At 65.3% G+C, this 25089-nt stretch carries 23 protein-coding genes; 1 reads left to right on the forward strand and 22 read right to left on the reverse strand.

Going from position 1 to position 25089, the window contains the following annotated elements:
- The 16 genes from ACN6KF_RS17415 to ACN6KF_RS17490 all read right to left on the reverse strand — a co-directional run bounded on the left by ACN6KF_RS17415 (window position 1) and on the right by ACN6KF_RS17490 (window position 17673).
- Complete coding sequence (locus ACN6KF_RS17415) at window positions 1-1110, reverse strand: GNAT family N-acetyltransferase (protein WP_434958049.1); 1110 nt, start codon at window positions 1108-1110, stop codon at window positions 1-3.
- The gene (locus tag ACN6KF_RS17420; RefSeq protein ID WP_434958050.1) at window positions 1091-2302 is read right to left on the reverse strand and encodes a hypothetical protein; all 1212 of its coding nucleotides are present in this window, start codon (window positions 2300-2302) and stop codon (window positions 1091-1093) included. Before ACN6KF_RS17420 ends, ACN6KF_RS17415 begins: the two co-directional genes overlap by 20 nt.
- Window positions 2299-3219, reverse strand: coding sequence for a HesA/MoeB/ThiF family protein (locus ACN6KF_RS17425; protein WP_434958051.1), 921 nt, complete (start codon window positions 3217-3219; stop codon window positions 2299-2301). The genes ACN6KF_RS17420 and ACN6KF_RS17425 overlap by 4 nt, the downstream gene beginning before the upstream one ends.
- The gene (locus ACN6KF_RS17430) at window positions 3207-4160 is read right to left on the reverse strand and encodes a hypothetical protein (RefSeq protein WP_434958052.1); all 954 of its coding nucleotides are present in this window, start codon (window positions 4158-4160) and stop codon (window positions 3207-3209) included. The genes ACN6KF_RS17425 and ACN6KF_RS17430 overlap by 13 nt, the downstream gene beginning before the upstream one ends.
- Window positions 4161-4170: 10 nt before the next feature.
- Entirely contained in the window at window positions 4171-5526 is a 1356-nt protein-coding gene (locus ACN6KF_RS17435) for a cytochrome P450 (protein ID WP_434958053.1), read from the reverse strand.
- Between the two features lie 133 nt (window positions 5527-5659).
- The gene (locus ACN6KF_RS17440; protein ID WP_434958054.1) at window positions 5660-7600 is read right to left on the reverse strand and encodes a caspase family protein; all 1941 of its coding nucleotides are present in this window, start codon (window positions 7598-7600) and stop codon (window positions 5660-5662) included.
- A 232-nt stretch (window positions 7601-7832) separates the two neighbouring features.
- On the reverse strand, window positions 7833-8417 hold the full coding sequence (locus ACN6KF_RS17445; protein ID WP_434958055.1) for an amino acid synthesis family protein: 585 nt from the start codon (window positions 8415-8417) through the stop codon (window positions 7833-7835).
- Window positions 8418-8443: 26 nt separating this feature from the next.
- Window positions 8444-9028 carry an amino acid synthesis family protein gene (locus tag ACN6KF_RS17450; protein WP_434958056.1) on the reverse strand — a complete coding sequence of 195 codons (585 nt, stop codon included), beginning with the start codon at window positions 9026-9028 and terminating at the stop codon, window positions 8444-8446.
- A gap of 1 nt (window position 9029) precedes the next feature.
- Window positions 9030-9902: a UPF0280 family protein gene (locus tag ACN6KF_RS17455; protein WP_434958057.1), complete on the reverse strand. Its 873-nt coding sequence runs from the start codon at window positions 9900-9902 to the stop codon at window positions 9030-9032.
- The gene (locus tag ACN6KF_RS17460) at window positions 9899-11413 is read right to left on the reverse strand and encodes a 6-hydroxynicotinate reductase (protein ID WP_434958058.1); all 1515 of its coding nucleotides are present in this window, start codon (window positions 11411-11413) and stop codon (window positions 9899-9901) included. Before ACN6KF_RS17460 ends, ACN6KF_RS17455 begins: the two co-directional genes overlap by 4 nt.
- 147 nt (window positions 11414-11560) lie before the next feature.
- Window positions 11561-11923 carry a hypothetical protein gene (locus ACN6KF_RS17465; protein WP_434958059.1) on the reverse strand — a complete coding sequence of 121 codons (363 nt, stop codon included), beginning with the start codon at window positions 11921-11923 and terminating at the stop codon, window positions 11561-11563.
- A 100-nt stretch (window positions 11924-12023) separates the two neighbouring features.
- The gene (gene mprF / locus ACN6KF_RS17470; RefSeq protein WP_434958060.1) at window positions 12024-14651 is read right to left on the reverse strand and encodes a bifunctional lysylphosphatidylglycerol flippase/synthetase MprF; all 2628 of its coding nucleotides are present in this window, start codon (window positions 14649-14651) and stop codon (window positions 12024-12026) included.
- A 103-nt stretch (window positions 14652-14754) separates the two neighbouring features.
- Window positions 14755-15117: a helix-turn-helix domain-containing protein gene (locus ACN6KF_RS17475; protein ID WP_434958061.1), complete on the reverse strand. Its 363-nt coding sequence runs from the start codon at window positions 15115-15117 to the stop codon at window positions 14755-14757.
- Window positions 15114-15701, reverse strand: coding sequence for a Smr/MutS family protein (locus ACN6KF_RS17480; protein WP_434958062.1), 588 nt, complete (start codon window positions 15699-15701; stop codon window positions 15114-15116). The genes ACN6KF_RS17475 and ACN6KF_RS17480 overlap by 4 nt, the downstream gene beginning before the upstream one ends.
- Window positions 15698-16933 carry a murein transglycosylase A gene (gene mltA / locus ACN6KF_RS17485; protein WP_434958063.1) on the reverse strand — a complete coding sequence of 412 codons (1236 nt, stop codon included), beginning with the start codon at window positions 16931-16933 and terminating at the stop codon, window positions 15698-15700. Before mltA ends, ACN6KF_RS17480 begins: the two co-directional genes overlap by 4 nt.
- A gap of 41 nt (window positions 16934-16974) precedes the next feature.
- Window positions 16975-17673 carry a Tim44/TimA family putative adaptor protein gene (locus ACN6KF_RS17490; RefSeq protein ID WP_434958064.1) on the reverse strand — a complete coding sequence of 233 codons (699 nt, stop codon included), beginning with the start codon at window positions 17671-17673 and terminating at the stop codon, window positions 16975-16977.
- A 344-nt stretch (window positions 17674-18017) separates the two neighbouring features.
- On the opposite strand from ACN6KF_RS17490, the gene ACN6KF_RS17495 reads away from it, so the two are divergent.
- Window positions 18018-18479 carry an FxsA family protein gene (locus tag ACN6KF_RS17495; RefSeq protein WP_434958065.1) on the forward strand — a complete coding sequence of 154 codons (462 nt, stop codon included), beginning with the start codon at window positions 18018-18020 and terminating at the stop codon, window positions 18477-18479.
- A 24-nt stretch (window positions 18480-18503) separates the two neighbouring features.
- Here the strand turns inward: ACN6KF_RS17495 and ACN6KF_RS17500 are convergent, their stop codons facing one another.
- From ACN6KF_RS17500 to ACN6KF_RS17525, 6 genes are all read right to left on the reverse strand, one after another.
- Complete coding sequence (locus ACN6KF_RS17500; protein ID WP_434958066.1) at window positions 18504-19637, reverse strand: Gfo/Idh/MocA family protein; 1134 nt, start codon at window positions 19635-19637, stop codon at window positions 18504-18506.
- 248 nt (window positions 19638-19885) lie between these two features.
- Window positions 19886-20644: a sugar phosphate isomerase/epimerase family protein gene (locus ACN6KF_RS17505; RefSeq protein ID WP_434958067.1), complete on the reverse strand. Its 759-nt coding sequence runs from the start codon at window positions 20642-20644 to the stop codon at window positions 19886-19888.
- A gap of 63 nt (window positions 20645-20707) precedes the next feature.
- Window positions 20708-21826: an ABC transporter ATP-binding protein gene (locus tag ACN6KF_RS17510; protein ID WP_434958068.1), complete on the reverse strand. Its 1119-nt coding sequence runs from the start codon at window positions 21824-21826 to the stop codon at window positions 20708-20710.
- A 5-nt stretch (window positions 21827-21831) separates the two neighbouring features.
- Complete coding sequence (locus tag ACN6KF_RS17515; RefSeq protein WP_434958069.1) at window positions 21832-22719, reverse strand: carbohydrate ABC transporter permease; 888 nt, start codon at window positions 22717-22719, stop codon at window positions 21832-21834.
- The gene (locus ACN6KF_RS17520) at window positions 22716-23630 is read right to left on the reverse strand and encodes a carbohydrate ABC transporter permease (protein WP_434958070.1); all 915 of its coding nucleotides are present in this window, start codon (window positions 23628-23630) and stop codon (window positions 22716-22718) included. The genes ACN6KF_RS17515 and ACN6KF_RS17520 overlap by 4 nt, the downstream gene beginning before the upstream one ends.
- 129 nt (window positions 23631-23759) lie before the next feature.
- Complete coding sequence (locus ACN6KF_RS17525; protein ID WP_434958071.1) at window positions 23760-25043, reverse strand: ABC transporter substrate-binding protein; 1284 nt, start codon at window positions 25041-25043, stop codon at window positions 23760-23762.
- Window positions 25044-25089 lie beyond the last annotated feature (46 nt).

Below are 25089 nucleotides of genomic sequence, written 5' to 3' on the forward strand. Positions count from 1 at the left end.
TCACAGGACCTTGCGATAGAGGTGGAGGCGATGCAGCTGGCGGGCGCCGGCCTTCTCGGCCTGGCGCAGGCTTGCCCGGTTCACATCGGCGATCCAGGTGCCGCCGACGCTGCGATAGCCCGCCGCCTTCATGGCGGAGACGACATGGTGCAGCATCAGCGGGTTGACGCCCTCGCCGTGATAGGCCGGCAGCACACCCTGGAAGATGATCACGGCACGCGTGCGGGTCAGGCGATAGCGCAAATAATGCCAGGGCGTCGTGAGCTTGAAACGTGCGCCTGTCGCCCGGACGAGTGGGTTGAGATCGGGGATGGCGATCACGGCCCCGATCGGTTCGCCGCGCCTCTGCATCACCACGGAAATGCGCGGATCGATGATGGTCTTCATGTCGCGCGCCTGGAACTCGAATTCCTCCCAGCTCAGCGGCACGAACATCGGATTGTCGGCGAAGGATGCGTTGAGGATGGCATGCGCATCCTTGAGCCGCGCCGGCAGGGTCTTGCGATCGACCGGCGCGAAGGCATAGTCGCCACTCGCCAGCAGGGCCCGTTGCTTGGGGCCGAGCAGCATCGCCGGATCGATGGCGGTGAGGTCGAGCGCGGTGGTGCTCATCGGAAATTCCGCGCGGTAGCCGGCCCCCTCCAGCAGCTTCATCACGTGAGGCGGGCTGTAGATCTGGTCGGTATAGGGGGCCTGCTCAAACCCGCCGGTCTGCACGCCGGCCTGCTGCATCGCCGTCAGGTTGAAGTTGCCGATCAATTCGTCGAGGCCGCGCTCGCGCGCCCAGGCTTCCGCCTCGCCCAGCAAGGCCCGCGCGGCATCGGCATCGTCGGCACAGTCGAAATAGCCGAAAAGGCCGCGCTTCTGGCGGTAACGCTCGTTCGAGGCGCTATGGACATGGGCCGTGATCCGCCCGAGCACCCGCCCGCCCGCATGGGCGGTGAAGAAGGCCAGGTCGTCCTGCCCCGAGAACAGCGGATTCTCGCGCACCGACAGGAAGCGCTGGAGATCGTTCCGCATCGGCGAGACATAGAGTGTCTGCCTGCCATAGGCCTCGAAGGGAGCCGCAAAGAAAGCGTCGAAATCGCCCCTACGAATGGTGACCATCATGTCTCTCCGACAAGAGCATGGCGACACGCTGCATCGCCCTGAGCTCGGTCTCGATTGCCCTTCCCGACACCATGCCGGGGATCTTCAGGGCGAGCAGCGTCAAAGGCTGCCGGTCGGCCATCAGAATATGCGTGGCGCCATAGCGCTCGAACAAGGCCGCCATCTGTTCCTCGGGGCTACCGGCCGCCCATGTCGCCCGAAAATCTCCGGCCCGGCGCACGGGGTCACGCTCGAACAAAGCCGCGAGGGCCTGCCCGTCGAAATCCTTGAGGTCGGCGGCCTCCAGGGTCAGCGCGTCCTCCACCAACCAGATACGCCGCAGCATGGCCAGGAAGCCCGCAGCATCCATCGTGCCATGGCCGGCGATATGGGCGAGCAGGCTTCTCTGGCGTTCGGCCGCGGCCAGGTGCTGGCTGTCGCTGAAGATGGCGGCGAGCAGGCAGGCGGCAAAGATCACGGCCACGGTCTGGACGCCGCCCGTGAGGCTCAATCCCTCCATGACGGCGACGCCGATGCCCGCGGCGCAGGCCGAGGCCGCGAGTACGAGAAAGGCCCGGATGGTCTCGCCCTGGCTGAAATGGCCACGGCCCATGCCCACCACGATCCAGCAGGTGAAGAGAATGGCGATGCCGCCCAGCCGCACCGGAAGATCGAAGCCGTCGAAGCGGAAATCCGTCAGCAGTAATGGCAGGATCAGCACCAGCGGCAGGATCATGCGGTCGACAAGCCAGTTCTCGCTTGCCGTGAGCGAGGCTCTATCACGGCGCAGCAGCATCCAGCCCGCCAGGGCGAAGCCGGCGAGCTGGGCAGCGCACAGGAACCAGGAACGTCCGGGCTCGACCAGGCTTTCGGGGCAGAGCGCCAGCACCAGCAGGACGATCGTCGCCGCCAGACTGGCATATTTGACCGTTGGCCCGGCATGGCGGCGCAGCAGTCCTTCCGCAATCATGATGGTTGCAAGCGGCATCAGGGCCGCCGCGATGAACATCGCCGCCGAGAACAGGCCGATGCCGGTGAGCCAGCTCAGCACCCGGGCGCCGAGCAGGATCATCACCAGCCAGAGTCCGAACCGGACCCGGCGCGTCGCGATGTCGGTGCTGCCGCCTCGCCGCAGGACGGATGTCACCACGGCAAGCCCGCCGATGGCCGATATCGACACCAGGCTGTCGGCAATGAGCTGGGCCTGCGTCATGCTCCGCCCGTGAGCTTGCCGAGAAAGCGCCGCACCACCGGGCGCAGCAGCGCCGCCACCGCGGCATTGCGCGGGTGCTCGACGCGCGCGCGATAGGGGTTGAAGAACCAGCCCCGGCAATCGGTGGCGGTATGCCGGCCGAGGATGAGTTCGATCGTCTCATAGGCCATCAGCATGCCGGTGGTCACCACCATAGGGGCAAAGGACATGCGGCTGCGCTTGCCCGCCGCCACCTCCCCCGCCAGGGCAAGATCGATGTGATGCCGCGAGGAGGAGTGCACCATGACATGCTCCGCCTCGCGCAGGAACGCCTGGCTGCGCTGCTCGGGACTCACCTGGTTCCACTGTGTCGCCAGCGTAGGATAGCCCAGCCTCTCCTCCGGCATGGGATCGCCGGGCCGGGTGACATAGACGGAGGGCAAGGGCGAGGCATAGGCATCGACGACCGTCTTGCCGAGCGCCTTCGCCCGCCGGTAGAGCAGGAGCGAGGCGGAAAGGTCGTCGGTGCCGTTCACGACAACGTCGCAGCGGGCGATCAGAGTGTCGGCGCTGCCTGGCCAATCGCGGCCATGTACCTCGATGAGGAGATCCGGATTGATCCGGTGGCACTGGTCGCGCGTCGCCTCGGCCTTGGGACGGCCGATTGTGTCGAGATTGGCGAAGACCTGGCGGTTGAGGTTGGAAAGCTCGAATGCATCGAGGTCGGCTAGATCGAGCCCGCCGACCCCGGCTCGCGCCAGAGCGAGCACGCAGCCGCCGCCCATGCCGCCGGTGCCGCAGACGAAGATGCGGGCATTGCGCAGCCGCTCCTGCTCCGCTTCGGTGACGAAGCCGATATTGCGGGTGATGAAGCGCCCATAGTCGAAATCCTCGCGGCTCTCAGGCCTTGCCAGGTCCGGCTTGGCTATTTCCGGCATGGACGCAGCTCCCCCCATTGACGATGCGGCGCCAGCCAATAGACCAAGGGCAGGATCAGGCCCTGCAGCCCGGCGAAGGCGGCGGAGAGCAGGAGGCCACGCAGCGATTCGCGCGGCACGCTCTCGGTGAGATACCGGCGGGCCGCCCCGATATCCATGACGCCGAGCTGGAGAATGTCGTCACCACGCTCATAATCCAGCACAGTACGGCAATAGTCGTTGAAACGCGTGTCGCGATGCTTGGCGGCCTGTTCGAAGCTCTTTTTCAGGGCATCGGACCCGCCGGTATAGGCATTGGCGATCACGAAGCGCTCCTCGTCGAATTCAGCCTCCTCGCCCACGCCGAAGACAGCGCGGTGGCGCTGCAGGATCTGTCGGGCCAGCAGAAGATGGGTGAAGCTGCGCCCGTCGGTACCGGCCGGATTCGGAAAGCTTCGCGAATAACCCTCCGCCACCAGGCCGATCACGGCGGGAACCTGGGTGACGTTGGAGATCCAGAATGGCCTGAGCTGGTTGCGGGCCAGCAGGAGGAGGCTGGTCAGGCCGTAGAGAACCCAGGAAAGACCCTGGCTGCGCTCGGCCGGATCGACCATCACCAGGCCGAGATGGATAACGCGTTCCGGGCGGCCGTTGAGGTCGACATCCATCATCGCCAGGGCGTTGAAGGCAACCGGGCGCGGATTCTCTCCCCGGCGATAGACGATCGTGACGATGCTACTGCCCAGGGCCCGGCGGCCGCCGGCGAAGACGCCATAGTTGAGAACCTGCCCCGGCAGATTGGCCGCCGCCACGGCGGACAGGTCCTGCCGCACGCCTTCGAGCGCGTCATCGTCCATCCACAGGCCCGGACGCTCGAGGATGCGGACCTCCAGGCCCGCGCCCGCGCGCAGGCCGAGGTCGAGGTAGTCCTGGGTCAGGGATTGCAGCCAGACGCCGAGCATGGATGGCTCCTCAGGCGCTTCGCACGAAGAGGGGCATGCCGCCGCAGGGCCTCAAGGTGATGCTCATTTGCGGATAGATGGCATGATCGGGGTCGGGCGCAAAGCGCAATTCCCGCATCAGCGTGGCCAGCAGCACCGTCGCCTCCATGGTCGCCAGCTTCATGCCGATGCAGATGCGCGCGCCACCACCGAACGGCATGTAGGCGAAGCGATGGCGCTTGCGGATTTCCGCTTCGTCGAAGCGATCGGGGTCGAAGCCAGCCGGATCGTGCCAGTGCTTGGCATGGCGCTGGAGGACATAGACGGCGATGGTCAGGTGATCGCCCTTGCCGATGGTCAGGTCTCCCAGCCTGGTGGAACGGATGGCCGTCCGACCGACAGCCGGTGTCGGCGGATAGAGGCGCATAGTCTCCTGGATGACGCGCCGATGCAGGTCGAGCCGATCGATCGCCTCGGCGGTGACCGGGTCCTTCCCGCATATCTCCTCGGCCTCGGCGTGCAGTTGCTCCTGCAACTGGGGTAGATTGGCAAGGATGCTGAGCGCCCAGGTGACCGCCAAGGCTGTGGTCTCGTGACCAGCACCGACGAAGGTCACGACATTGTCGACCACCTCCTCCAACCGCAAGGCCTTGCCTGTTTGCGGATCAACGGCCCGGCCGATCAGGCTGGTGAGACTGTCCATCCCATCGACAGGCGTCGCTCGCGACTCGGCGAAGGCCCGGGCGGTCTCCCGCAAGCGCCGGATCGCGCCTCTTCCGCGATGACGCAGGCGCGGGAACCATTCGGGGAGGCCGACATAGTCGGAAAACCCCACCACGCCATGCGTCCGGAAATAGCGGTCGACGTCCTCGATGGTCCTGTCACGGTCGTAATGGGGGCCGGGATCCCCGAACAACGTCTCGACCACGATGTCCAGCGTGGTGGCCATCATGACCTGCATGACATCCACGCGGCTGCCATCCGGCAAGGCCCGCAACGCAGCGGCCGTCTGGCCGACGAATTTGCTCATCGACGGCACGAGGGGAACCAGTTTTTCGTGCCGGAACACAGGAGAGGCAGCTCGCCTTTGTGCACGCCAGGCCTCGCCTTCCGCCGTCAGCAGCCCTTCTCCCATCGCTGGCTTGAGGATCCGGTTCACCAGGGTCGACTTGACGTAGGACTCGGCATCGTCGAGCAGCACCTGTCTGGCGAGCTCGGGGCTGGTCACCGTGATGAAGCGCCCACCCGGCCAGCGCATCACGCTGACATCGGTCTCGAACATGTCGGCAGACCACATTTCCAGCGGATTCTTCAACGCGGCAGCCAAACTCCGCCACGTCCCGAGCGGCGCGGGCGGCGGCGTGACGGTTGAGGGATAGAAGGTCATCGAGCGCAAGCCCGGGCGCGCCTAGCGCCATAACCACCGCGATTTGGGAGACCTCGATTTTCCGACCCGATCGAATAGGACTCTGATTTTCCGAGGGCGCCTACGAAACGGACGGGTCGCGATGCCTGAATCGTCATTTCGCCAGCACGAAGGCTTGCAGCGCTGCCAGCGTATCGGCCCCATAGCTGCCATCCGCAGCACGATTGAGCAGGCCCGCCTTGGCCAGCCGCTGTTCGACGGCCTTGCGCAGTTGCGGCGTGAGCGAGGTCGAGGCCTTGTCGATCAGAAGACCGCGTGCCACCGGCGAGCCACCCCTCAAGGCTTCCAGACCATAATCGGCAGCCTTGCCGGGATCACGCTTGATGCCGCCCGCGCCCGCCATCAGGAAAGGGATCAGGCTGGCCTTGGCATTGAGGTTGCCGATCGCAGCTGCTCTCTCGAAGAAATCCGCGGCCTTGCCGAAATCACGCAGCCCGCCAATGCCATTGGCCGCCATGTTGCCGAGCATGACGTTGCCGTCGCCGTCGCCCAGTTCGGCGGCGCGTTGGAACAGCTTGCGGGCCGTGGCGAAGTCCTTCACCGCGCCGGTCTGACCCAGCAGCACATAGCCGACCCGCAGCATGGTCTGGGTGTGCTCGGTCTCGACGAGCCGGTCGATCCATTGGCGCGCCTCGCCCGCGTTTTTAGGAACTCCCGTGCCCTGCAGGTAGAGCACGGCGAGGAAACCCATCGCCTGCGGATCGCCGGTATCGGCCGCCTTCCTGTACCACTGCGCCGCCTGCACTGCGTCGCGTGGGCGGCCAGTGCCGTTTTCGAACTCGATGGCGATGTTGCGGATCGCCGAGACGTTGCCGGCCGCTGCCGCCTGATCGAACAGGCTCACGGCACGCGCCAGGTCGACAGGTCCGCCCTCGCCCGTCTCCAGCATCAGTGCCAGATCCGACATGGCCGAAACCGAACCCGCAGCGGCGGCCTTCGTCAGCAGGTCCCGAGCCTCGGTATCGCTGCCGGCGACATCGAGCGCTCGCGCCAGCTGGAACTGCACACGCCGATCCTCGGGAGCGGCCGCGAGTGCCGCCCGGCAGGCCTCGACGGCCAGCCGGGGCTGGATGCGGTTGAACTCGACACCGGGCACGCCCGAAGGGCGGTCCATGTCCTGCGGCGAAGCCGCCATCTTGTCGCATCCTTCCACAGCAGCCCGCGCCCCGGCATCCAGCGGCGCCGGCGTCGGCGTTTGTGGCGCCACCGTCGTCGGAGTGCTGGGCGCGGAGATCGCAGGAGCGGTCGTAGCCCCGCCGGCAAAATAGAAATCGCCCAGCAGCGAGAAGGTGACCTCGGGCAGTTGCCGCTCATTGGTGGCCTTGTAGACATTGGCGGCGACACGGCGGAACAGCGCGCCGATTTCGACGCCCGGCTTGTCGACTTCTCCCAGAAAGGCTGCCGCAAAGGGGCTGTTGCGGCCGCCTCCATCGGCGGCAACGGCCCCCGGCTGGGTGGAATAGGCGATCACGCTGCCCGCCGTCTGCTGGATGCGGGCCAGCCCCCGGCTGACGCCGAGGGAGCGGGTCGGGCTGGCCTTGGACAAAAGCTGCTGGGCCAGGGGGTTGTCGCGGCAGGCATCGAGCATGACGATGCGCACGCCGTTGGCACGCTGCAAGTCGGACAGGATGTCGTCGACCCGCGCCATCTCGTAATTGACGTCACCGACCCCGGTCAGCTTGGCATCCACCGGCATCAGATAGTTCGAGCCCTGGAACTGGAAACCGTGGCCGCCATAGTAGAACAGCGCCGCGTCGGCGCCGTCGGCTTCATTGGCGAAGCGCCTGAAGGCATCGTCCATGCCGCGCTTGTCGAGATCGTAGCCCTCGACCACCGTAAAGCCGACCGCCTTCAGGGCCTTAGCGACATCGGTGGCATCGTTGCGGGGATTGGGCAGCGGCACCGTATTGCGATAGGCCGAATTGCCGATCACCAGGGCGATACGCTTGTCCGCCAGTGCGGGGGTGGAAAGCGCCGTACAGCAGATAAGGGCAAACGCGAGGCCGGCGAGCACGGGCCGCAGAGGAAATCGCATCGTCGAAGCTCCCTGTCGCTCTTGCGCCGGACCGTCGACCGAAGCCGCATAATCGACAATGCCCAAGGGAACAGATCGTTGACGGCGGCGTCAAGGCCATCATGCGAGGCCTGGGAAACACCGCGGCTGGGACCGCGGACGTCCCGTCCGTCTCTTCCTTTCCCGCAAACGCCGCGGTTCCAAGGAGCGGACGAGGACGTCCGCGGTCCCAGCCGTGTCGCTTGTTGATCCCCTACCGCAAGCCGTCCTCGCCCTTGATCTCGGCCTTGGTCAGGCCGCCGACACGCGGCAGGGGACGGCCGCTGTCGGTGACGACGATCGCCACCAAGATCTCGTCGGCACGCGGCGCGTCGGGCACGCGCACTTCCATGGCATCGAAATGGCTGCGCACATAGGCAGCGTCCTTGTGGCCGAGCGGCACGTCGAGCACGCCGCCGAGGCCGCAGCGCTTCTTGGCCGACGGGATCAGCGCCGCGCCCTTGCCGAGTACCTTGCGCACCGGCGTGCCCATCCTGGGATGCAGGATGGCGGCGGCATGTTCAAGCTCGCCATTCTCGCCCACGGCCGCGGCCTTGCCATAGCTCTCGGCATCAGGCCCCTCGATGCCGAGGGCGGCGACCGCCCGCTCGGTCAGCAAGGCGCCGAGCTCCTCGCCGATCTCCATCAGCGGCGTGAGATCCTCGACATAGCGGCCGGCGAAGGGATTGGCGATCACCGCGATCGCCGCCGCCCGCCGGGTCGGCGGCTCGACGGGGCGGTCCATCTCGCGGCGGACTTCCTCGACGAAGGTGACGAGCTTGCGGATGCTGGCCGGCATGACGGCGTTTCCTTTCCAGAACAGAGTTACCGCAGCCCATCCACGCCCTTGACGTCTTTGGCCGCGAGGCCGCCGACGCGGGCATGGATGCGTGCTCCGGTGGTCATCACCAGGACCAGCAGGAGTTCGTCCGCCTTGGGCCCGTCGGCGAGCCCCACTTCCATGGCGTCGAAATGGCTGCGCACATAGGAGGCGTTTATATGGGTGACGGGCACGTCGAGCCGCGTGCCGGGTCCGCCGAGCTTCTTGGCCGAGGGCACGATCGCCTTGGCGTCCCCGAGGATCTCGCGCATGGCGTAGCCGCCGGGCACATGCCAGAGCGCGCCATGTTCGAGTTCGCCTGCGGCGCCGACGATGGCACCCTTGCCATAGCCCTCGACCTCCCCGGCCTTGCCGCCGAGCGCCGCCAGCAGTGCCTCGGCCATCTCCACGCCGAGCGGCTTGAGCTCCTCCATGAAGGGCGCGATCTCCTCTACATAGCGGCCTGCAAAGGGATTGCGGATCACGCTCAGAATGGCGCCGCGCTTCAGCGGCACGGCGCTGACGGGGCCGCCCTCGTGGAAAATCTCTTCGACGATGATGGCGCGCTTGCGCAGAACGATTTCGGGCATGTCAGGCGGCTTTCGGTTGCAGCAGAGTGTTGTCAGTCGACACCAGCGCGGTGACGCCGGCAAGATGGAGGGCGGCGGCGCGGATCAGCCCATCGTTGAGTAGGCCGCGAGCCTTCGCCTCCCCCGCCCGCAGCGCCGCGGTTATGTCCTCATGTGTGAGGGAGCCGACATCCCGCGTCACCAGGCGTTCCCCGAGATCGCTGTCGGGCTGCAGTGAGGACGCCGGCACCCGCAGGATGCCGGGATGGCCGAGGATATCAACCGCATTGGCGATGATGGTGGCCGCCGCATCCGCCGCCGCCGCATCCGCGGCCAGAACGGTAACAGCGTCGGCAATACCCAGGGAGAAGCTGCGCCCACGCCAGCCGGAGGTGGCGATGCCACCGATCCCCTCGCCCGCCCGTATATGGCTGCGGGCGAACAGACCAGGCCTGTCGGGGCGGTCGACAAGGCCGATGGCGAAGTCCTCGCCCTCGGCCAGATGCACGGCAATGTCGCCGCCATTGTTGACGAAGGCGCGGCGCAGGGGCGCCGCCCCCCGCATCGCCGCCAGGATCTCATCCGCCACGGCGCCGGCCACCGCCGCCATCGGCGTGATGAAATGGCTGCCGGCATGGGGGGAGACCGCGGCCTGCATGCGCCGTGCAACCACGCCCTGCGCTGGCAGGCTCCTCGCCGTCTGAGGCGATCGCAGGAGGGGGAGTTCCTCGCAGAGTGTCTCGAGCAGACCGTCGAAACGCTGCATCGCGGCGCCATAGGCTGATTGCACCGCCTCGGGCTCGGCCTGCGCCTCGATGATGAGATCGATCGGGCCATGCTGCAGGTGCAGGCGCCTGTTATCGCCCAGGAACGCGGCCTGCGGCCCGGCCCTCATCCGTGCGACCTCCGGGCCGCATGCGGGGCGAAAGGCCAGGGATTGTCGGCGCGCTGGGCGAGATCGACCCCTTCGCGCAGGCTGGAGAGTGGCCTGATATGGCCCATATGCCCACCCATCGCCTCGTAATCGTCGAGCCGCAGCGTGAACTCGATCGGCGCCACCAAAGCCGGCGTCGGTACATAGCCGAAGGCGTTGTCCGGCAGGCGGGTGACGTCGACCATGAAGGTGATGCCGCCGCCCGGCCAGACATAAACAGGCGCACCGCCGCAGGTGACATAGGTCAGGGCATCCTTGACCGAACGGGTCAGCCGCACCGGGTTTTCGGTGACACCCGCCCTCAGGGACCCGCCGGCGCCGCCGATAAACAGCACCGTAGCGAGAGCCGGCTCGCAATTTTCGGCAATGCGCTCCACCGATTCGACCAGGGATGTCGGCAGGTCCCGCCGCACCGGCCGCAGCGTCTCGTCGAGTTCGTAATAGCCGTGATGCTCGCCGGTAGTGCTCACCATCAGCAGGCGCAGGCCCGGCCAGGCCGTCTTGGGGTCGAATGGGCCTAGAATGGCGAGAGGATCATCGATATTGGTGCCGCCCCAGCCGGTACCGGGCTCCGCCACCTGGAAATAGCGCCCGGGCGTGGAGCGCCGCCCCTTGAGCTTGATGCCGGTGTCGGGGATGTCGAGCAGCTTGCCGGCCTGATGCTCGGACAGAACGCCGGTGATGTGATCGTCAACCACCACCACCTCGTCAGCCTTGCCGAGCCATTGCCGCGCGAAAATGCCGATGGTGGCCGAACCGCAGCCGACGCGCATGCGCTGTTCGAGCTGCCCATTGACCACTGGCGCCTTGCCGGCCTCGATGACCAGGGTGGCGCCACCATCCACGGTCATCTCGATCGGCTTGCGGTTGCATAGGTCCAGCAGGGCGTCGCAGGTGACGCGCCCCTCCTTCTTGGAGCCGCCGGTGAGATGATGCACGCCTCCCAGCGACAGCATCTGCGAGCCATATTCGCCGGTGGTGACGTGGCCGACCGCTTCCCCGTTCACCCGCACCGTGCTCTGCTCGGGCCCGACGAAGCGATCCGTGTCGATCTTCACCTTGACGCCGCAATAGGAGAAGATGCCCTCGGTCACCACCGTGACCATGTCGACGCCCTCGACCTGCGAGGACACGATGAAGGGCGCCGGCTTGTAGTCGGGATAGGTGGTGCCCGCGCCGATGGCGGTGACGAATTTCTCGGGACTCGGTACCAAAGAGCCGTCCCATCCCCTCGCGCTGCCGAAGGGCACGAGGTCACCACCTTCGGAAACAGTACGCTCCAGGAGGATGTGCGGATCGACCCGGACCAGCGTGCCATTGTCATTGGCATAGCGGTCGCAGGCCCCCGCCATGCCCGGCTTGATGTAGCACATCACCGGACAGGCATCGCAGCGGATCTTGCCGTCTGCCGAGACTGCCGGAGCCGGCGTCTCGAACTCGCTATGGGCGGAAAACTCACTGTAGGACGGCATGGAGCGAGCCCCCGAAGGCGGGTCAAATTCGTTTGTATACTAACGATAGTCGACCCGGACTCCCCTTTTGTCAAGACTGCGGGCAAAGCCTTCTGCGATGCCTGCCCGGTGATGTGCTCCACCCAGCCGGCCATGACTGGATAGCACCTATTGCCCGAAGCCGCTTTCCTCAGCGGATATATCCTTGCAGGCGCCGCGATCCTTCTCCCCCACCATCCTCTTGTCGCGGATGACAGCCCGTCTGGACAGATCGATCTCCCACGCCACAGAGCCCTCATTCGCCGTGACCGTGCTCGCGCCGAACACCGCCCTCACCTTTCTCTCGCTGCCGGTCTCGGGAACATGGACCCCAAGCGTTCCCGATGACGCATCGAGGGCGAAATTGAAGATCTGTGGCTCTTTCGGGGGATTGGGGAAACTGCACGACAGATAGGTCGGCGCCCCTAAGGCAACGGAGACCGGCAGCATTGTCAGGCAGATGGTCAGGCCGGCTCGCGAAAGCAGTTTCATGCGACAAGCTCTCAATTGGCAGGTTGATATCGGCGAGGCCAAACATTGACCGACATCCGTCATTGCGCGCGCAGCGAAGCAATGACGTCGGCCGCTGCGCCTACCCCGTTTTCTCCGGTCCCTTCTCGATCAAGGTGGTGACGTCCTGCAGGATGTGCGGCAAGGCAAAGCCCGCCGTACAGGCAAGATAGCGCGGCTCGAAGCGGGGATTGAAGCGGGCCTTGAAACCGCGCAGCGCGTCGAAATTGGCGATGTGATCACCGAAGCGGAACAGCAGCGGTGTGACGCGTTGCCAGGCCGGGCCGAGATTCTCGCCGGCCTGCGCCGGGTTGGGCGTCAGGCCGAGATCGAAACGCCGGGCGCCCCGGGCCTTGGCGAGACGCAACAGGCGCAGCAGCATGAAATCGAGCGTCGAGATGCCGAGTTCCGGCAGATAGCGCAGGATGTCGACCGCCCATTCCTCATTGTCGGCACTGCGCATCACCACGGCAAAGCCGACGATCTCGCCCGCCCGGCGCAGGATGGCGCAGTCATTGGTCCGGATCCAGCCGGGCGAGAAGCGTCCGACAACGAAATGGCCTTCGCTTCGGCCGGTGCCCGCGAGCCAGGAACGGGACACGGCTTCCAGCGTCGGCATGATCGCGGCCGTGGCGCCGGCGGGAACCAGATCCAGACTGAGGGCATGGATATCGGCCCAGGAGAAAATAGCATTGGCGCCGCTATAGGGCTCTTCCGCCAGGCCGGCGAGATCGAGCGTGGCGTGATCGCCGATCGGCGTCAGCGTCAGGCCGGCCTCGAGATAATCAGCCCGCATCCGCGGCGAGGCCGAAAGGATTACCGGCCACAATCTTTGCTGCTCGGCCCTCTCGCCGAAGACCCACAGCAGATCCTGCACCAAGGCGGGATCACCCATGGGATCGCCCAGCGCGATCGAGGACGCCCCGGCGCGGGCCACCACCATGGCAGCGTTGCCCTGATCGTTGGCGAGCAGCATCTGGCCGGGCAGCAAGGCAAGCCGGGCCTCCGCCGAAGGCACCCGCGCGACCAGGCCGGATATATCGATCGAAGCTGATGGCACCAAGCCGATACCGCCCTTCCAATAGGCACTGAGAATGCCGATGACGATGGCGGCTGTGACAGCCAGGCTGGTCGAGCGCAGGAAGCGCGACATCTCATCGCCATAGCCGAAGGCGACCCACAGCTCCGGCGTGTAGTCGACGAAGCGGAAGGCAAAGAAGCCGATCCACACCGTCACCGCCAGCATGGCCGTGATGGCGCCGAGCAGGAGCGGCGAATAATCGATGCCGAACACACGCGAGCCACGGGGAAAGGCCGGACGGCTGAGGGCAAGCACCAGCAAGGCGCAGCACAAGGTCAGCATGAAGCGCCAATCGGCGCTGCGCAGCAAGGTGGCGACGGTGGCGATCACGAGGACGAGCATCGCCGCGCGCCAGGCGGCCTCCATGCGCCGGATCAGGCCTCGCGCCAGGAACAGCAGTGCCACGCCCGACAGCGACGCGATGATGTGGGCCGTTTCCACCACCGGCAGCGGCACCAGGTTGGAGAGCAGGATGCGCCGGGCTTCGGTGGCCGGCACCGCGCCGGTGATCAGCAGGGCGCCGCCGGCAAGGAACATGGCGCCCGCCACCAGGATCGGAGCGAGCGGCTTCATGATGCTGGCGACCTGGTCCACCATCTTGCCGACGACATGGCGCCGGCGCGCCAGCTCATAGGCCCCCAGAATCGCCAGAGCCAGGGCGAAGGGCACGAAGTAATAGATGACGCGGTAGAGAATGATGCGGCCGAGCAGATCATCCTTGGCGATCATCGGCAGCGCGATCAGCATCGTGGTCTCGAACACCCCGATGCCGCCCGGTGCATGGCTGAGCACGCCGAGAAAGGCTGCCAGCACATAAATCACCATGAAGGTGAAGAAGGGCACGTTCGCCGCCTGATCCGGCAGCAGAATGTAGAGCGCGCCGGCGCCGGCACAGACGTCGAAGACACCGAGCACGATCTGGGCGACGGTGACCTTCCCGCCCGGCAGCGGCATCGACCAGCCCTCGACCGCCACCACGCGCTTGCCTGTCGAGACATAGCCGACATAGCCGACGATCACGGCAATGATGGCGACGCCGATCGACATGTTGAGGGACAACGGCAAATGGTCGACGCCGGCCACCGACCCCGGCACCAGCACCAGGCCGAACGCCAGGACAGCCCCCATGCCGAGCCAGAAGGTCAGCGTGCACACCAGGGTCAGGGCGGCGATCTGCGGCGCAGACAACCCCGCGCCACCATAGACCCGGTAGCGCACCGCGCCGGCGGTCAGCAGAGGCACGCCGAGCGTGTAGCTGATCGCATAGGAGGTGAAGGAGCCGATGGCGGCGGTGGAATAGGGAATGTCCTTGGCGCCGATCTGGCGCAGCGCCAGGCCGTCATAGCCGGTCAAGGCGAGATAAGACAGCGCCGTGAACAGGATCGAGAGGGCGATCGCCGTCGTCGGCGTGGCGGTGAAGGCGGCCACCACCTTCTCCGGCTCGACGCCGCGCAGGATCGACGCCAGCACGATGAGCGCACCGACGAACAGCCCGATCGACAGGATCGGCCCGACATAGCGCCAAGGCACGCGGCGCAGCAGCCGCCGAAAGGTGGAGTGCTTCTCATTCCCGGGCGGCAGGACGAGCAATCGCGCGGCCGGCTTGTTCTCGTCCTTGTTCGCCGTCACATACCAACTCCCGAGCTACTCGAACGGCTTGCCTTATGCGCGCAGGAAGACCGAATTGTGAAGAGGGGCGTGATGCGATTTGGCATGCCTGGATATCCGGCCTTCATGTTCCATCGATCGCCTTCAACCGGGCCAGCATCGCCTCGACCTCGGCCTCGGGCAGTTTCGCGATGTCCTGGGCCAGCCGGTTGGCAAGCTCCGTGGCCTGTGGCGACAGACCGGCGGTATCGACCACGACGCGTGGGTCGGACAGCGCAGCCAGGCGCTGCAGGTCCTCGGCTTCGTCCCAGATGATATTGAAATGGGTGATGATCCGCTGCAGCAAGATCCAGGTCGGTTGCCCGCGCTTGCCATGCTCCAGGGCCGACAGATAGGCGGCCGAGACGCCGAGCGCCTCTGCCATCTCCTTGAGGCTCTGGCCGCGGGCGGCGCGCAGGGCGCGTAATCGGGCACCAAAGGGGGTCATCGTTCGCCAAGCCTGCGGATGCGGCGCAGACGGACATAGAGGGCGCCGCTGCCGCCATGCCCGTGATGCGCCTCCTCGAAGCCGAGAATCAGGGGCCTGAGATCGGGCATGCGCAGCCATTGCGGCACGACGCGGCGCAGCACCCCGCGCTCATCGCCCGAAAACGCCATATCGCCGCCACCGCCCTTGCCGGTGATGACCAGCACCATGGAATAACCACGCATCTGGGCAATGGCGAGAAAGCCCCGCAGGGCGCCGTGAGCCTCGACCTGGCGCATGCCGTGCAAATCGATCCTGGCATCGATGGCTCGCGTGCCGCGCACGACCTGGCGCCGCTCATGTTTGTCGATGGGTGCTATCGGCGGTATCGGCGGTGCGGGAGGGGGCTTGACCGGACGGCTGGCCGCGGCTTTCGGCTTCGCCGCAGGCCTGGCGGGAGGTGAAGCAGGCTCCGGTGGCGTTTCCGCTGCCTTGGCTGCAGCCGTGGCCAGCTTGCGGCGGCGGCGTTTCAGCGGGATGATTTCCCGGGTGACGAAGGCCCAGAGTTCGCTGTCCTCGGCGGTTAGCCCCTTGCGGCGGGTCATGGCCGCGCCTCGGGGCCATTATCCGTACTGGGGGAGGATTTGGGCCACAGCACGTAGAAGCCGCCGCCATGGCGGACCGCACCGGCAACCGCACCGGCCTTGGCGCCCGATCCGAAGAAAATGTCGGCCCGCGCCGGCCCTATGATGGCCGATCCGGTGTCCTGGGCGATCATCAGCTTGCGGACAGGTTCAGGTTTCACACCGCCGCCGACATTGGGAATTGCCGTCTCGACGAAGACGGGCAGGCCGTAGGGCCAGATCTTGCGATCGATGGCGATGGAGCGCAGCGGCGTCACCGGCAGCCCCTCGCCGCCGATCGGGCCGGCATCGGCGCCAAGGAAGGGGGCCACCTTGAAGAAGACGAAGGATTTGTTGTGCCACATCACCTCGCGCGCAACCTGGGGGTCGCGCGCCAGGAAATCCCTGAGGCCTGCCATGGTGACGTCGCGGGGCGGGATGTTGAGCCTATCAGCCACCGCCTTGCCAATGGCGGAATAGGGCTGGCCGTTCTTGCCCGCATAGGCAAAGCGCACCACGCTGCCCGTCGGCAGCCGCAGGCGTCCCGAGCCTTGCACCTGCATGAAGAAGCGGTCGACGGGATCGGCGACATAGGCAATCTCGAGCCCTCGCCCGTCCAGGGCTCCCTCTTCGATCGCCTTGCGGTCCGGATAGATCTCCAGGCTGCCGTCGAGCTTTCGCCGGGCTGCGCTGTAGCCTTCGAAACCGGGCGGTATGGCGTTGGGTTCGAAGCTGACGAGATCCGCCGGCCGGTCATAGAGCGGGGTCTGGAACTCGCCTTCGCGCACCAGCGATCCCCGGAGCTCAGGTTCGTAATAACCGGTGTAGAATGCTTTTCCGCCGGTGGGCCCGCTGCCCTTCTGCGTGGTGATGCGCCAGGCATTGAAATGGGCCTGGAAGAACGCGCGGGCCGCCGGGCCATCCAGCGCTCCGCGCTTCAGGGCTTCGCGGCAAAGGCCGGCCAGATCTGTCGGGACCGGCACGCCGGCATCGAGGGCGGGATTGTTCGCGGCCTGCGAGCGACAGGACGCGAGCCAGACCTGCCAAGCCTCGGCGTGATCGTCCCGTTTCCAACCCGGAAGCTTGCCGAAGGGCACTAGCGCGGCCGTCGCTCCCGCCGGAAGCGGAGGCGGCAGCGGACGTTCGCCGGCCCAGGCTAGGCCGGCCGCAACGAAGAAAGCGGCGAAGGGCCCGATTCGGCGCAAGATTCCCATGACATCGATACCGTGGCCCGCCCGCCTCTATCCGACCGCGCTCAACCGCCGGTCGCCACGAGGCGCCAATTCGGGTCCTTGGTGCTGGTATCGCGCGCGAATGTCCAGGTATCGGAGACGGTCGCGACCTGATCGGCGCTGCCATCGACGACCGCGCCGTTCCTGTCCTTGGTGGCGCTGATCATCTGCGAGACGAAGCTGACGGTCAGTTCGGCAACGCGCCCCTTGACGCCGGCGGCGACGATGTCGGCCTTGTCGATCGACACGAAATTGGCCTGCACCGTCTCGCCACGCGCCTCGCGCTCGGTGATGTCCTGGGAGAACGCGTCGAAATTCTCGCGCGACAGCAGGTTCTTCAGTGTCTTGCGGTCACCATTGTTGAAGGCGGTGACGATCATCTCATAGGCCGCCTTGGCGCCCGGGACGAAGCTCTGCGGCTGGAAGCTCGGATCGACGACGGCAATCGCATCGAACCCGGCCGCGAGGGGCGTGTCCTTCTCGGCGAAACCTTCCCAGGGGAAGGCGGGTGTCGGCGCCTGGGCTTCGATAGGGGATTCGGCCTCGCGCTGCGGCGGGTTTACGGCCCTGTCGTCGCGGGTCGCAGGCTGGGCGTCTCGCCGCAACCCTTCGAATGTTGGAGGCTCGGCGCCGGTGCGCTCCCCAAGCACGGAACGGAGTTTGAAGATCACGAACACCGCGAGCCCCAGAAACACCAGCGTGATGATATCGAAACTACCCATTTGTGCCTTCAGCATCCCCACCGACCGAGTGACGACTCGAAATAACGGCTCAAGTCCCCTGTGGCAATGCCACAATCCTCACCTATATGGTGTTTATCGAGCAGTTTGCCAGCTTCATGCTACCATGAAGGGCAAACATGGCCAGCATGCGGCGTGTGCCGCTGCGCAAGGCCCAAACAGAGTTTCCCGGTGGGGCCGACGACGGCCCCACCGGGAAACTCTGCAAATGTTTGATATCTTGCAGGGGGGGCTCCGACAAAGCGGTTGCTGTTTGGCGGGACCACCAAGACCCGCAAGGACGCATTTTCGGCAAACGCGTCCTTGCTTCAGGAGAAAAGACACCGATGATCGCACGCAGCTTCAATGTTCCCGCTGGCTGGGCTTGGCTCGGCCTGGCCGGACTTGTGATCCTGCCTTTTGCGGAAATCGCCGCCTTCGTCTGGGTCGCGGGCCGGATCGGCATCGCCCTGGCGCTGATCGCCCTGGTGGCGACCTCCTTCATCGGTGCCTCGCTGCTGCGCCGGCAGGGCGGAAGCGTGTTCTCGCGCCTGCTGCGTGCGATGCAGGGCGGCGAGCCAAGCAACGGCGCAGCCCGCGAGAGCATGATGGTGGCGCTCGGCGGCGTGCTGATGATCATCCCCGGCTTCGTTACCGACATCATCGGCTTCGCGCTCCTTCTACCGAGCCTGCTGCGGCAATGGCGTGAAGGCCCTGTTCCGGCCCCGCAGGGTCGCGCCAGCACCGCGAGCAGCGATCCCAAGGTCATCGACCTCGGACGCGACGAATGGAAGCCGGTGGACGAATAGGACCGGCCTCCCCCTCAGCAAATTTCAGGCCAGAAGCCCCCTCGCCTCCTCGTCACCGAGCGGCGCGGGCCGCTCGCAACCCTGCTCGATCAGCACCGGCCGCTTCTGCTCGGCAGCGGTGAGGACACCTTCCATCACGGCGAGGACATGCAAGCCGATATCGCCGTTGGCGCGATGAGGGCGGCCGTCGATGATGCCGCGTGCCATGTCGGCAAGGCCGAGACCGCGATAATTGGCATTGACGGGATGTTCCGCCGGCCAGTTCGGTTGGCCGAAACGGTCGCCAGACGAAGCATGGCTTTCCCAGGCTTCGCGCGGGCGGGCGAGCGAGACCTCGCCGCCGAACCAGTTCGGATCGGGCACGCGCAGCGACGCATCGGTGCCATGGAGCTCGATCGGCAACTGGCCATGGGCCCAGACGTCCCAGCTTGCCAGGAAGGTGATTTGCGCACCGGACTTGAAGGCGAGCAGCGCCTGGATGCTGGTCGGCGTCTCTACCGCGATGCTCTGCCCCTTGAACGGCGAGCTCTCGGTGGTCACCACCCGCTCCTCAAAGCCGCTCTGGCTCAAGGCCATCACCGAAGCGACCGGCCCGAGCAGATTGACGAGGGTGGAGAGGTAGTAGGGACCCATGTCGAAGACCGGGCCGGCGCCCGGCTTGAAGAAGAACTCCGGATTGGGGTGCCAGTGCTCCATGCCGTGCCCGAGTACCGCGGCGGTACCGATCAGCGGCCGGCCGATCTCGCCGGCATCGATGCGCAGCCTCGCCTGCTGGATGGCGGCGCCGAGCACCGTATCGGGTGCGCAGCCGACCCTCAGTCCCTTCGACTTCGCCGCCTCCATCAGCGCGATGCCATCGGTGAGGCGCGTGGCGAGCGGCTTTTCGCCATAGACGTGCTTGCCAGCCGCAATCGCGGCACGCGAGACCTCGGCATGCGCCTCGGGCACGGTGAGGTTGAGCACGATGTCGACATCGTCGCTCGCCAGCAGCGCTTCGATGCTGCGCCGCTGCAGATTGTATTTCTGGGCCTGTTTCTTCGCCGCCTCCTCCCTGAGGTCGGCGCAGGCGACGAAATCGAAATCGCGAAACAGGGCGGCGTTGAGAAGATAGATGTCCGAAATATTGCCGCAGCCGATCAATCCGACGCGCAATGGCATGGGAAGCTCCTGAATATCTGGGGTGCCGATCTCCTCAGCGACATCGACGGCAGTCGGTGGCGCGGGATCGGCATTGAATTTGAAAGTTATGAACTGGTCGCGGCTTCATAATCTGCCATCCCCGGCCGAGCCGCTCGCGAGCGCAGCGAGAGAGGGCGAGGGGATCCAGGGGCTGAAGGGCTCGATCTGTGCCCCTGGATCCCCTTCCCGCCGCCTGTGGTGGCGCCGGGGATAACAGCTTTTCCCGCTCACACTCCGGCGAGCTTGCGCATCGCCTCGGCACTCACCGTGGCAAAACGCCTGAGGTCAGAGGGATTGTCGTGCTCGGCGACCATGATCTCGGCGCCTGCAGCCACACAGAGCGGCCAGATCGTCGCCCAGTCGACCACGCCGGTGCCGACATCGGCCCAGCCATCCTCGTTGACCTTCTCGCCGGCCGGCGCGATGTCCTTGACGTGGACAAGCGGCATGATGGCGCCATAGCGCGCGATCCAGGGCTTGGGATCGGCATTGGCCCGCACGATCCAGGCGATATCCGCTTCCCATTTCACGCCGTCGACCAGCAGATGTTCGATCGGATAGGAGCCATCCGGCAGGGCGATGAACTCGAAATCATGGTTATGCCAGGCAAAGGTGTAACCGGCCTCACCGGCCTTGCGCGCCACCGCCGCCAAGCGATTGCCGAATGCCTTCCAGCCCGCCGCATCCCTGGGGCGGGCATCGGGCATCAGATAGGGCGCCACGATCGTGCCGATGCCGAGCGCTTCGGCGATGCGCAGATTGCCGTCGAGATCGGCCTCCAGGCCATCGATACCGAAATGGCCGCTCTTGGCCGTCAGGCCGAACTCCTTGAACAGGCGGGCAGCGGCGGGCACGTCCTGGTAGAAGGCGCCGTAGGGCTCGACATTGCTGAAGCCAGCCTCGGCGATCGTCCTGAGCTGCCCCTCGAGTGGCGGGAAGTTGCGGCCCGAATAGAGCTGGAAAGACAGGGGATATTGCAGAGCCATGACAGATCCTTTCATGAAATGAGAAAAATCAACGGGTTGGGTGGCAATCGCGGCCGGGCTTTTTCACAGGCGCTCTCCGCTTTCCGCGTCGAACAGCGAGGCACGCCCGACGTCGAAATGAAAACCGATCTCGTCGCCGGGCCCGCTTTCATTGTCGCCGTCGACGCGAATGGTGGCGGGCTTCCCGGCAAAGCTGGTCCACAGCACCGTCTCGGCGCCCATCGGCTCGACGATGTCGATCCTGCCGCGGGCGGCATGTCTTCCCGCCGATGCAGGGCCGACGTCGATATGCTCGGGCCGAATGCCAAGCACGGCCTTGCGCACACCCGGTTCCACCGAGAACGCATAGGCCGCAAGGTCGATGCTCTCGCCATCCGCCTCGAAACGCCAGTGTCCCGGCGCCCCCGAAAGCTGGCCCTCGATGAAATTCATGCCGGGCGAGCCGATGAAGCCAGCCACGAACTGGTTGGCCGGCTTGTGATAGATCTCAAGCGGGCTGGCGAGTTGCTGGATGACGCCGCCCTTCATCACGGCGATGCGGTCGGCCAGGGTCAACGCCTCGATCTGGTCATGCGTGACGTAAATCATGGTGTTGCCGAGGCTTTGGTGGAGCTTCTTGATCTCCACCCTCAGTTCGTTACGCAGCTTGGCGTCGAGATTGGACAGGGGTTCGTCGAACAGGAAGACGTCGACATTGCGCACCAGAGCGCGGCCGATGGCGACGCGCTGGCGCTGGCCGCCCGACAATTCGGAAGGCTTTCGCTGGAGCAAGGCATCGAGTTGCAGGAGCTTGGAGGCCTTGGCGACGCGCTCGGCAATCTCGGTCTTGGGCACGCGAGCCATTTTCAGGCCGAAGGACATGTTGCCCTCCACGCTCATGCGCGGATAGAGCGCGTAGGACTGGAACACCATGCCGATGCCGCGATCGGCCGGCTCGGCCCAGGTAACGTTCTTGCCCGAAATCCAGATCTCGCCATCGCTGATCTCCAGGAGGCCGGCGATGGCATTGAGCAAGGTGGACTTGCCGCAGCCCGAGGGCCCGAGCAGCACGATGAACTCGCCCTGGCGGATGTCGAGCTGGAGATCGTCGATGACAGCCACCGCGCCGTAGCGGATCGCCAGATCCTTCACCGAGACCGAGACGTCCTTCACCGAGGCAGATGTATTCGCGGAAACGTTCATGATGCTTACCCCTTGACCGCGCCGGCGGCGATACCGCGCACGAACCAACGACCGGAGATGAAGTAGACGACGAGCGGTACGGCGGCCGTGAGCAGGGTCGCCGCCATGTTGACATTGTAGGCCCGCTCGCCCGTGGTCGAATTGACGATGTTGTTGAGCTGTACCGTCATCGGCGAATTGGCGCCGCCCGCGAAGGTGAGGCCGAGGATGAAGTCATTCCAGATGCCGGTGACCTGCAGGATGGCGGCGACGATCAGCATCGGCGTCGACATCGGCAGGATGACGTGGAAGAAGATCTGCCAGAAGCCGCCGCCATCCACGCGCGCCGCCTTGAACAATTCGACCGGCAGGCTCGCATAATAATTGCGGAAGATCAGCGTCATCAGCGGCATGCCGAAGATGGTGTGCACGATCACGATGCAGGGCAGGGTCTGGAAGATGTTGGCGAGCGAGGAGATGCGCACCAGCGGATAGATGAAGACCTGATAGGGAATGAAGGCGCCGACCAGAAGAATGCCGAACAGGAGGTTGGCGTAGCGCACGTTCCATAGCGACAGGGCGTAGCCGTTGATAGCGCCGGCGGCGATGGAGATCGCCACGCTCGGAATGAGGATCTTCGCCGAATTGAGGAAGCCAACGCTGATGCCATTGCAGGCCAGGCCCGTGCACGCACTCGACCAGGCCGTGCGCCAGGCCGTGAGGTCGAAGGCCTGTGGTGGGGCGAAGATCTGGCCCTGACGGATCTCGTCCATAGTCTTGAGCGACGTCAGCACCATCACCACGGCCGGCAGCAGGAAGAAGGCAGCGGCGACGACGAGAAAGATGTAGAGGCCGATGCGGCCGGGGGTAAGGCGGGAGGGTTTGCGCCCGCGTTGCGTCTCGAGGGCGCTCATGCCGGCCTCCTCGACTGCCGGCGGAAATAAGTGTGGTAGAGCCAGGGCGAGATCACGCAGATCACCGTGATCAGCATCACGGTCGAGGCCGCCGTGGCGAGGCCGATGTTCTGGCGCTGGCCGAGATTGTCCATCACGAATTTGGCCGGCATTTCGGAGGCCGTGCCCGGCCCGCCATTGGTGAGGGCGACTACGAGGTCATAAACCTTGATCACCGCGATCGAAAGCAGCACCGTCGCCGTGGTGATGGTGGGGGTCAGGATCGGTAGGACGATGGAGACATAGACCCGCCAGGTTGGGATACGGTCAATCTTCGCCGCCTTCCACAACTCCGTATCCACCCCGCGCAGCCCCGCCAGCATCAGCGCCATTACCAGGCCCGAGGCCTGCCAGATCGCGGCAATCACCAGTGCAAACACGGCGAGATTCGAATTCACCGCCCAGTCAAAGGTGAAGCTCGTCCAACCCCAGTTGCGCACCGTGTTCTGGATGCCGAGATTGGGGTTCATCAGCCACTGCCAGACCAGGCCCGTGACGATGAAGGACATCGCATAGGGATAGAGGAAGATGGTGCGGAACGTGTTCTCGAAGCGGATCTTCTGGTCGAGCGCCACCGCCAGCAAGAAGCCCACGATCAGGCAGCAGATGATGAAGAGCACGCCAAAGACGGCCAGGTGCCACACCGAAACCTGCCAGCGATCCGAGGCAAACAACCGGACATACTGATCGAAACCGACAAAATTGTAGACCGGCAGCAACTTGGAACCGGTGAAGGAGATGACGATCGTCCAGATAACCGTGCCGATATAGGCGGCTACGACGATGATCCAGGCCGGTATCAAGGCCAATGCCGCCATGCTCAGTCGGCGAGGACGACGATTTGGACGCGACAATCTTGCAGGTTCGGCCATTGCGACCTCCTTCAGGATCCATCTTGTGGTGAGAATGGGGGCCGGTCTTCTCGGCTCCGCCGCGAGATGGAGCGAGACCGGCTTGTCCGTGCGTCGGGCAGGCGGGTCCGAGGACCCGCCTGTAGGAGCCTACTGCGCCGACTTCAGCGCATTCGCGAATTTGGCGGTGAAGTCTTCCGGGGTCTGGCCCTTGTCGTTCCAGAAATTGGTGACGACATCCTCGAGCGCGCCGATCAGATCGGCGCTGGACAGCATGTCGACCACCGGCGTCTGATGCGCGGGATCGGCGAGGAGCTTCATGCCTTTCTGCGCACACGGGTCGAACTTGCTGGCATCGACATCGGTGCGCACCGGCATCGAGCCCTTCTGAATATTGAACAACACCTGGGTCTCAGGCGACAGCATGGTCGAAGCGAGGAGGTTCTGCGCCTTGAGCTGGGCCGCGTCGGTGGTCTTGGGGAAGACGAAGACGTCGCCGCCGATCACCAGCTCCTTATCGTCGATGCCGATCTGGCAATAGAAATCCTTGCCGGCCTCCTTGTTCGCCGCCTTGAATTCACCCTTGGCCCAATCGCCCATGAACTGCACGCCGGCCTTGTTGGTGATCAGCAGAGCCGTGGTATCGTTCCAGTTGCGTCCCGGCGACCCGGCATCGGTGTAGGCACGCAACTTGCCGAAAATCTCGGCCGATTTCTTGAACTCGGGTGTATCGATAGCGGTGGCATCGTTCTTGGCATAGAGCCGCATGAACGTGTCCTTGCTGACCGATTGCAGCACGACATTGAACAGCAGCCGCTCCTGCCAGGGCTCGCCGCCCTGTGCCAGCGGGATAAAGCCGGCCGCCTTGATCTTGTCGAGAGCCACGAAGAAATCGTCCCAGCTGGTCGGCACTGTGGTGACACCGGACTTGTCGAGCACTTCCTTGGAATAGAAGGCCCAGTTCTGGCCATGCACGTTCACCGGAACGGCATACATATGGCCCTCGCGGCTCGCGGCTGCGATGAAGGAAGGCGGCAGGAAGGACTTCCAGTTGCCTTCCTCGGCAACCTGGTCGACGGTATTGAGCAGGCTCTGGCTGACCAGATCGTCGAACTGCTTGCCGGTGTTGAACTGCGAGGCAGTGGGCGGATTGCCACCGACGATACGGTTGATTGCAGCCGAGCGCGCGGCCTGGCCGCCGGCAACAGCCGAGTCGACCCAAATGCCCCCGGCCTTGGTGTACTGGTCGGCGAAGACCTTCACGGCGGCGGCCTCGCCGCCGGAAGTCCACCAATGCATCACCTCGGCCTTGGGCTTGTCCTGAGCCATGGCCTGCCCGGAAATGCCCTGCCCGGCAAACGCCAGCGCGACAAGCGCACCGGCAAGCATCGAGCGCGCCGGAGCCCGCTGCAGAATCGCCCTCAATTTTTCCATGGACATCCTCCCTGAAGGATCGCATGCTGTGCTTATGTAATCGATT

It is taken from the genome of Labrys methylaminiphilus subsp. lupini (assembly GCF_051161885.1).
Taxonomy (GTDB): Bacteria; Pseudomonadota; Alphaproteobacteria; order Rhizobiales; family Labraceae; genus Labrys.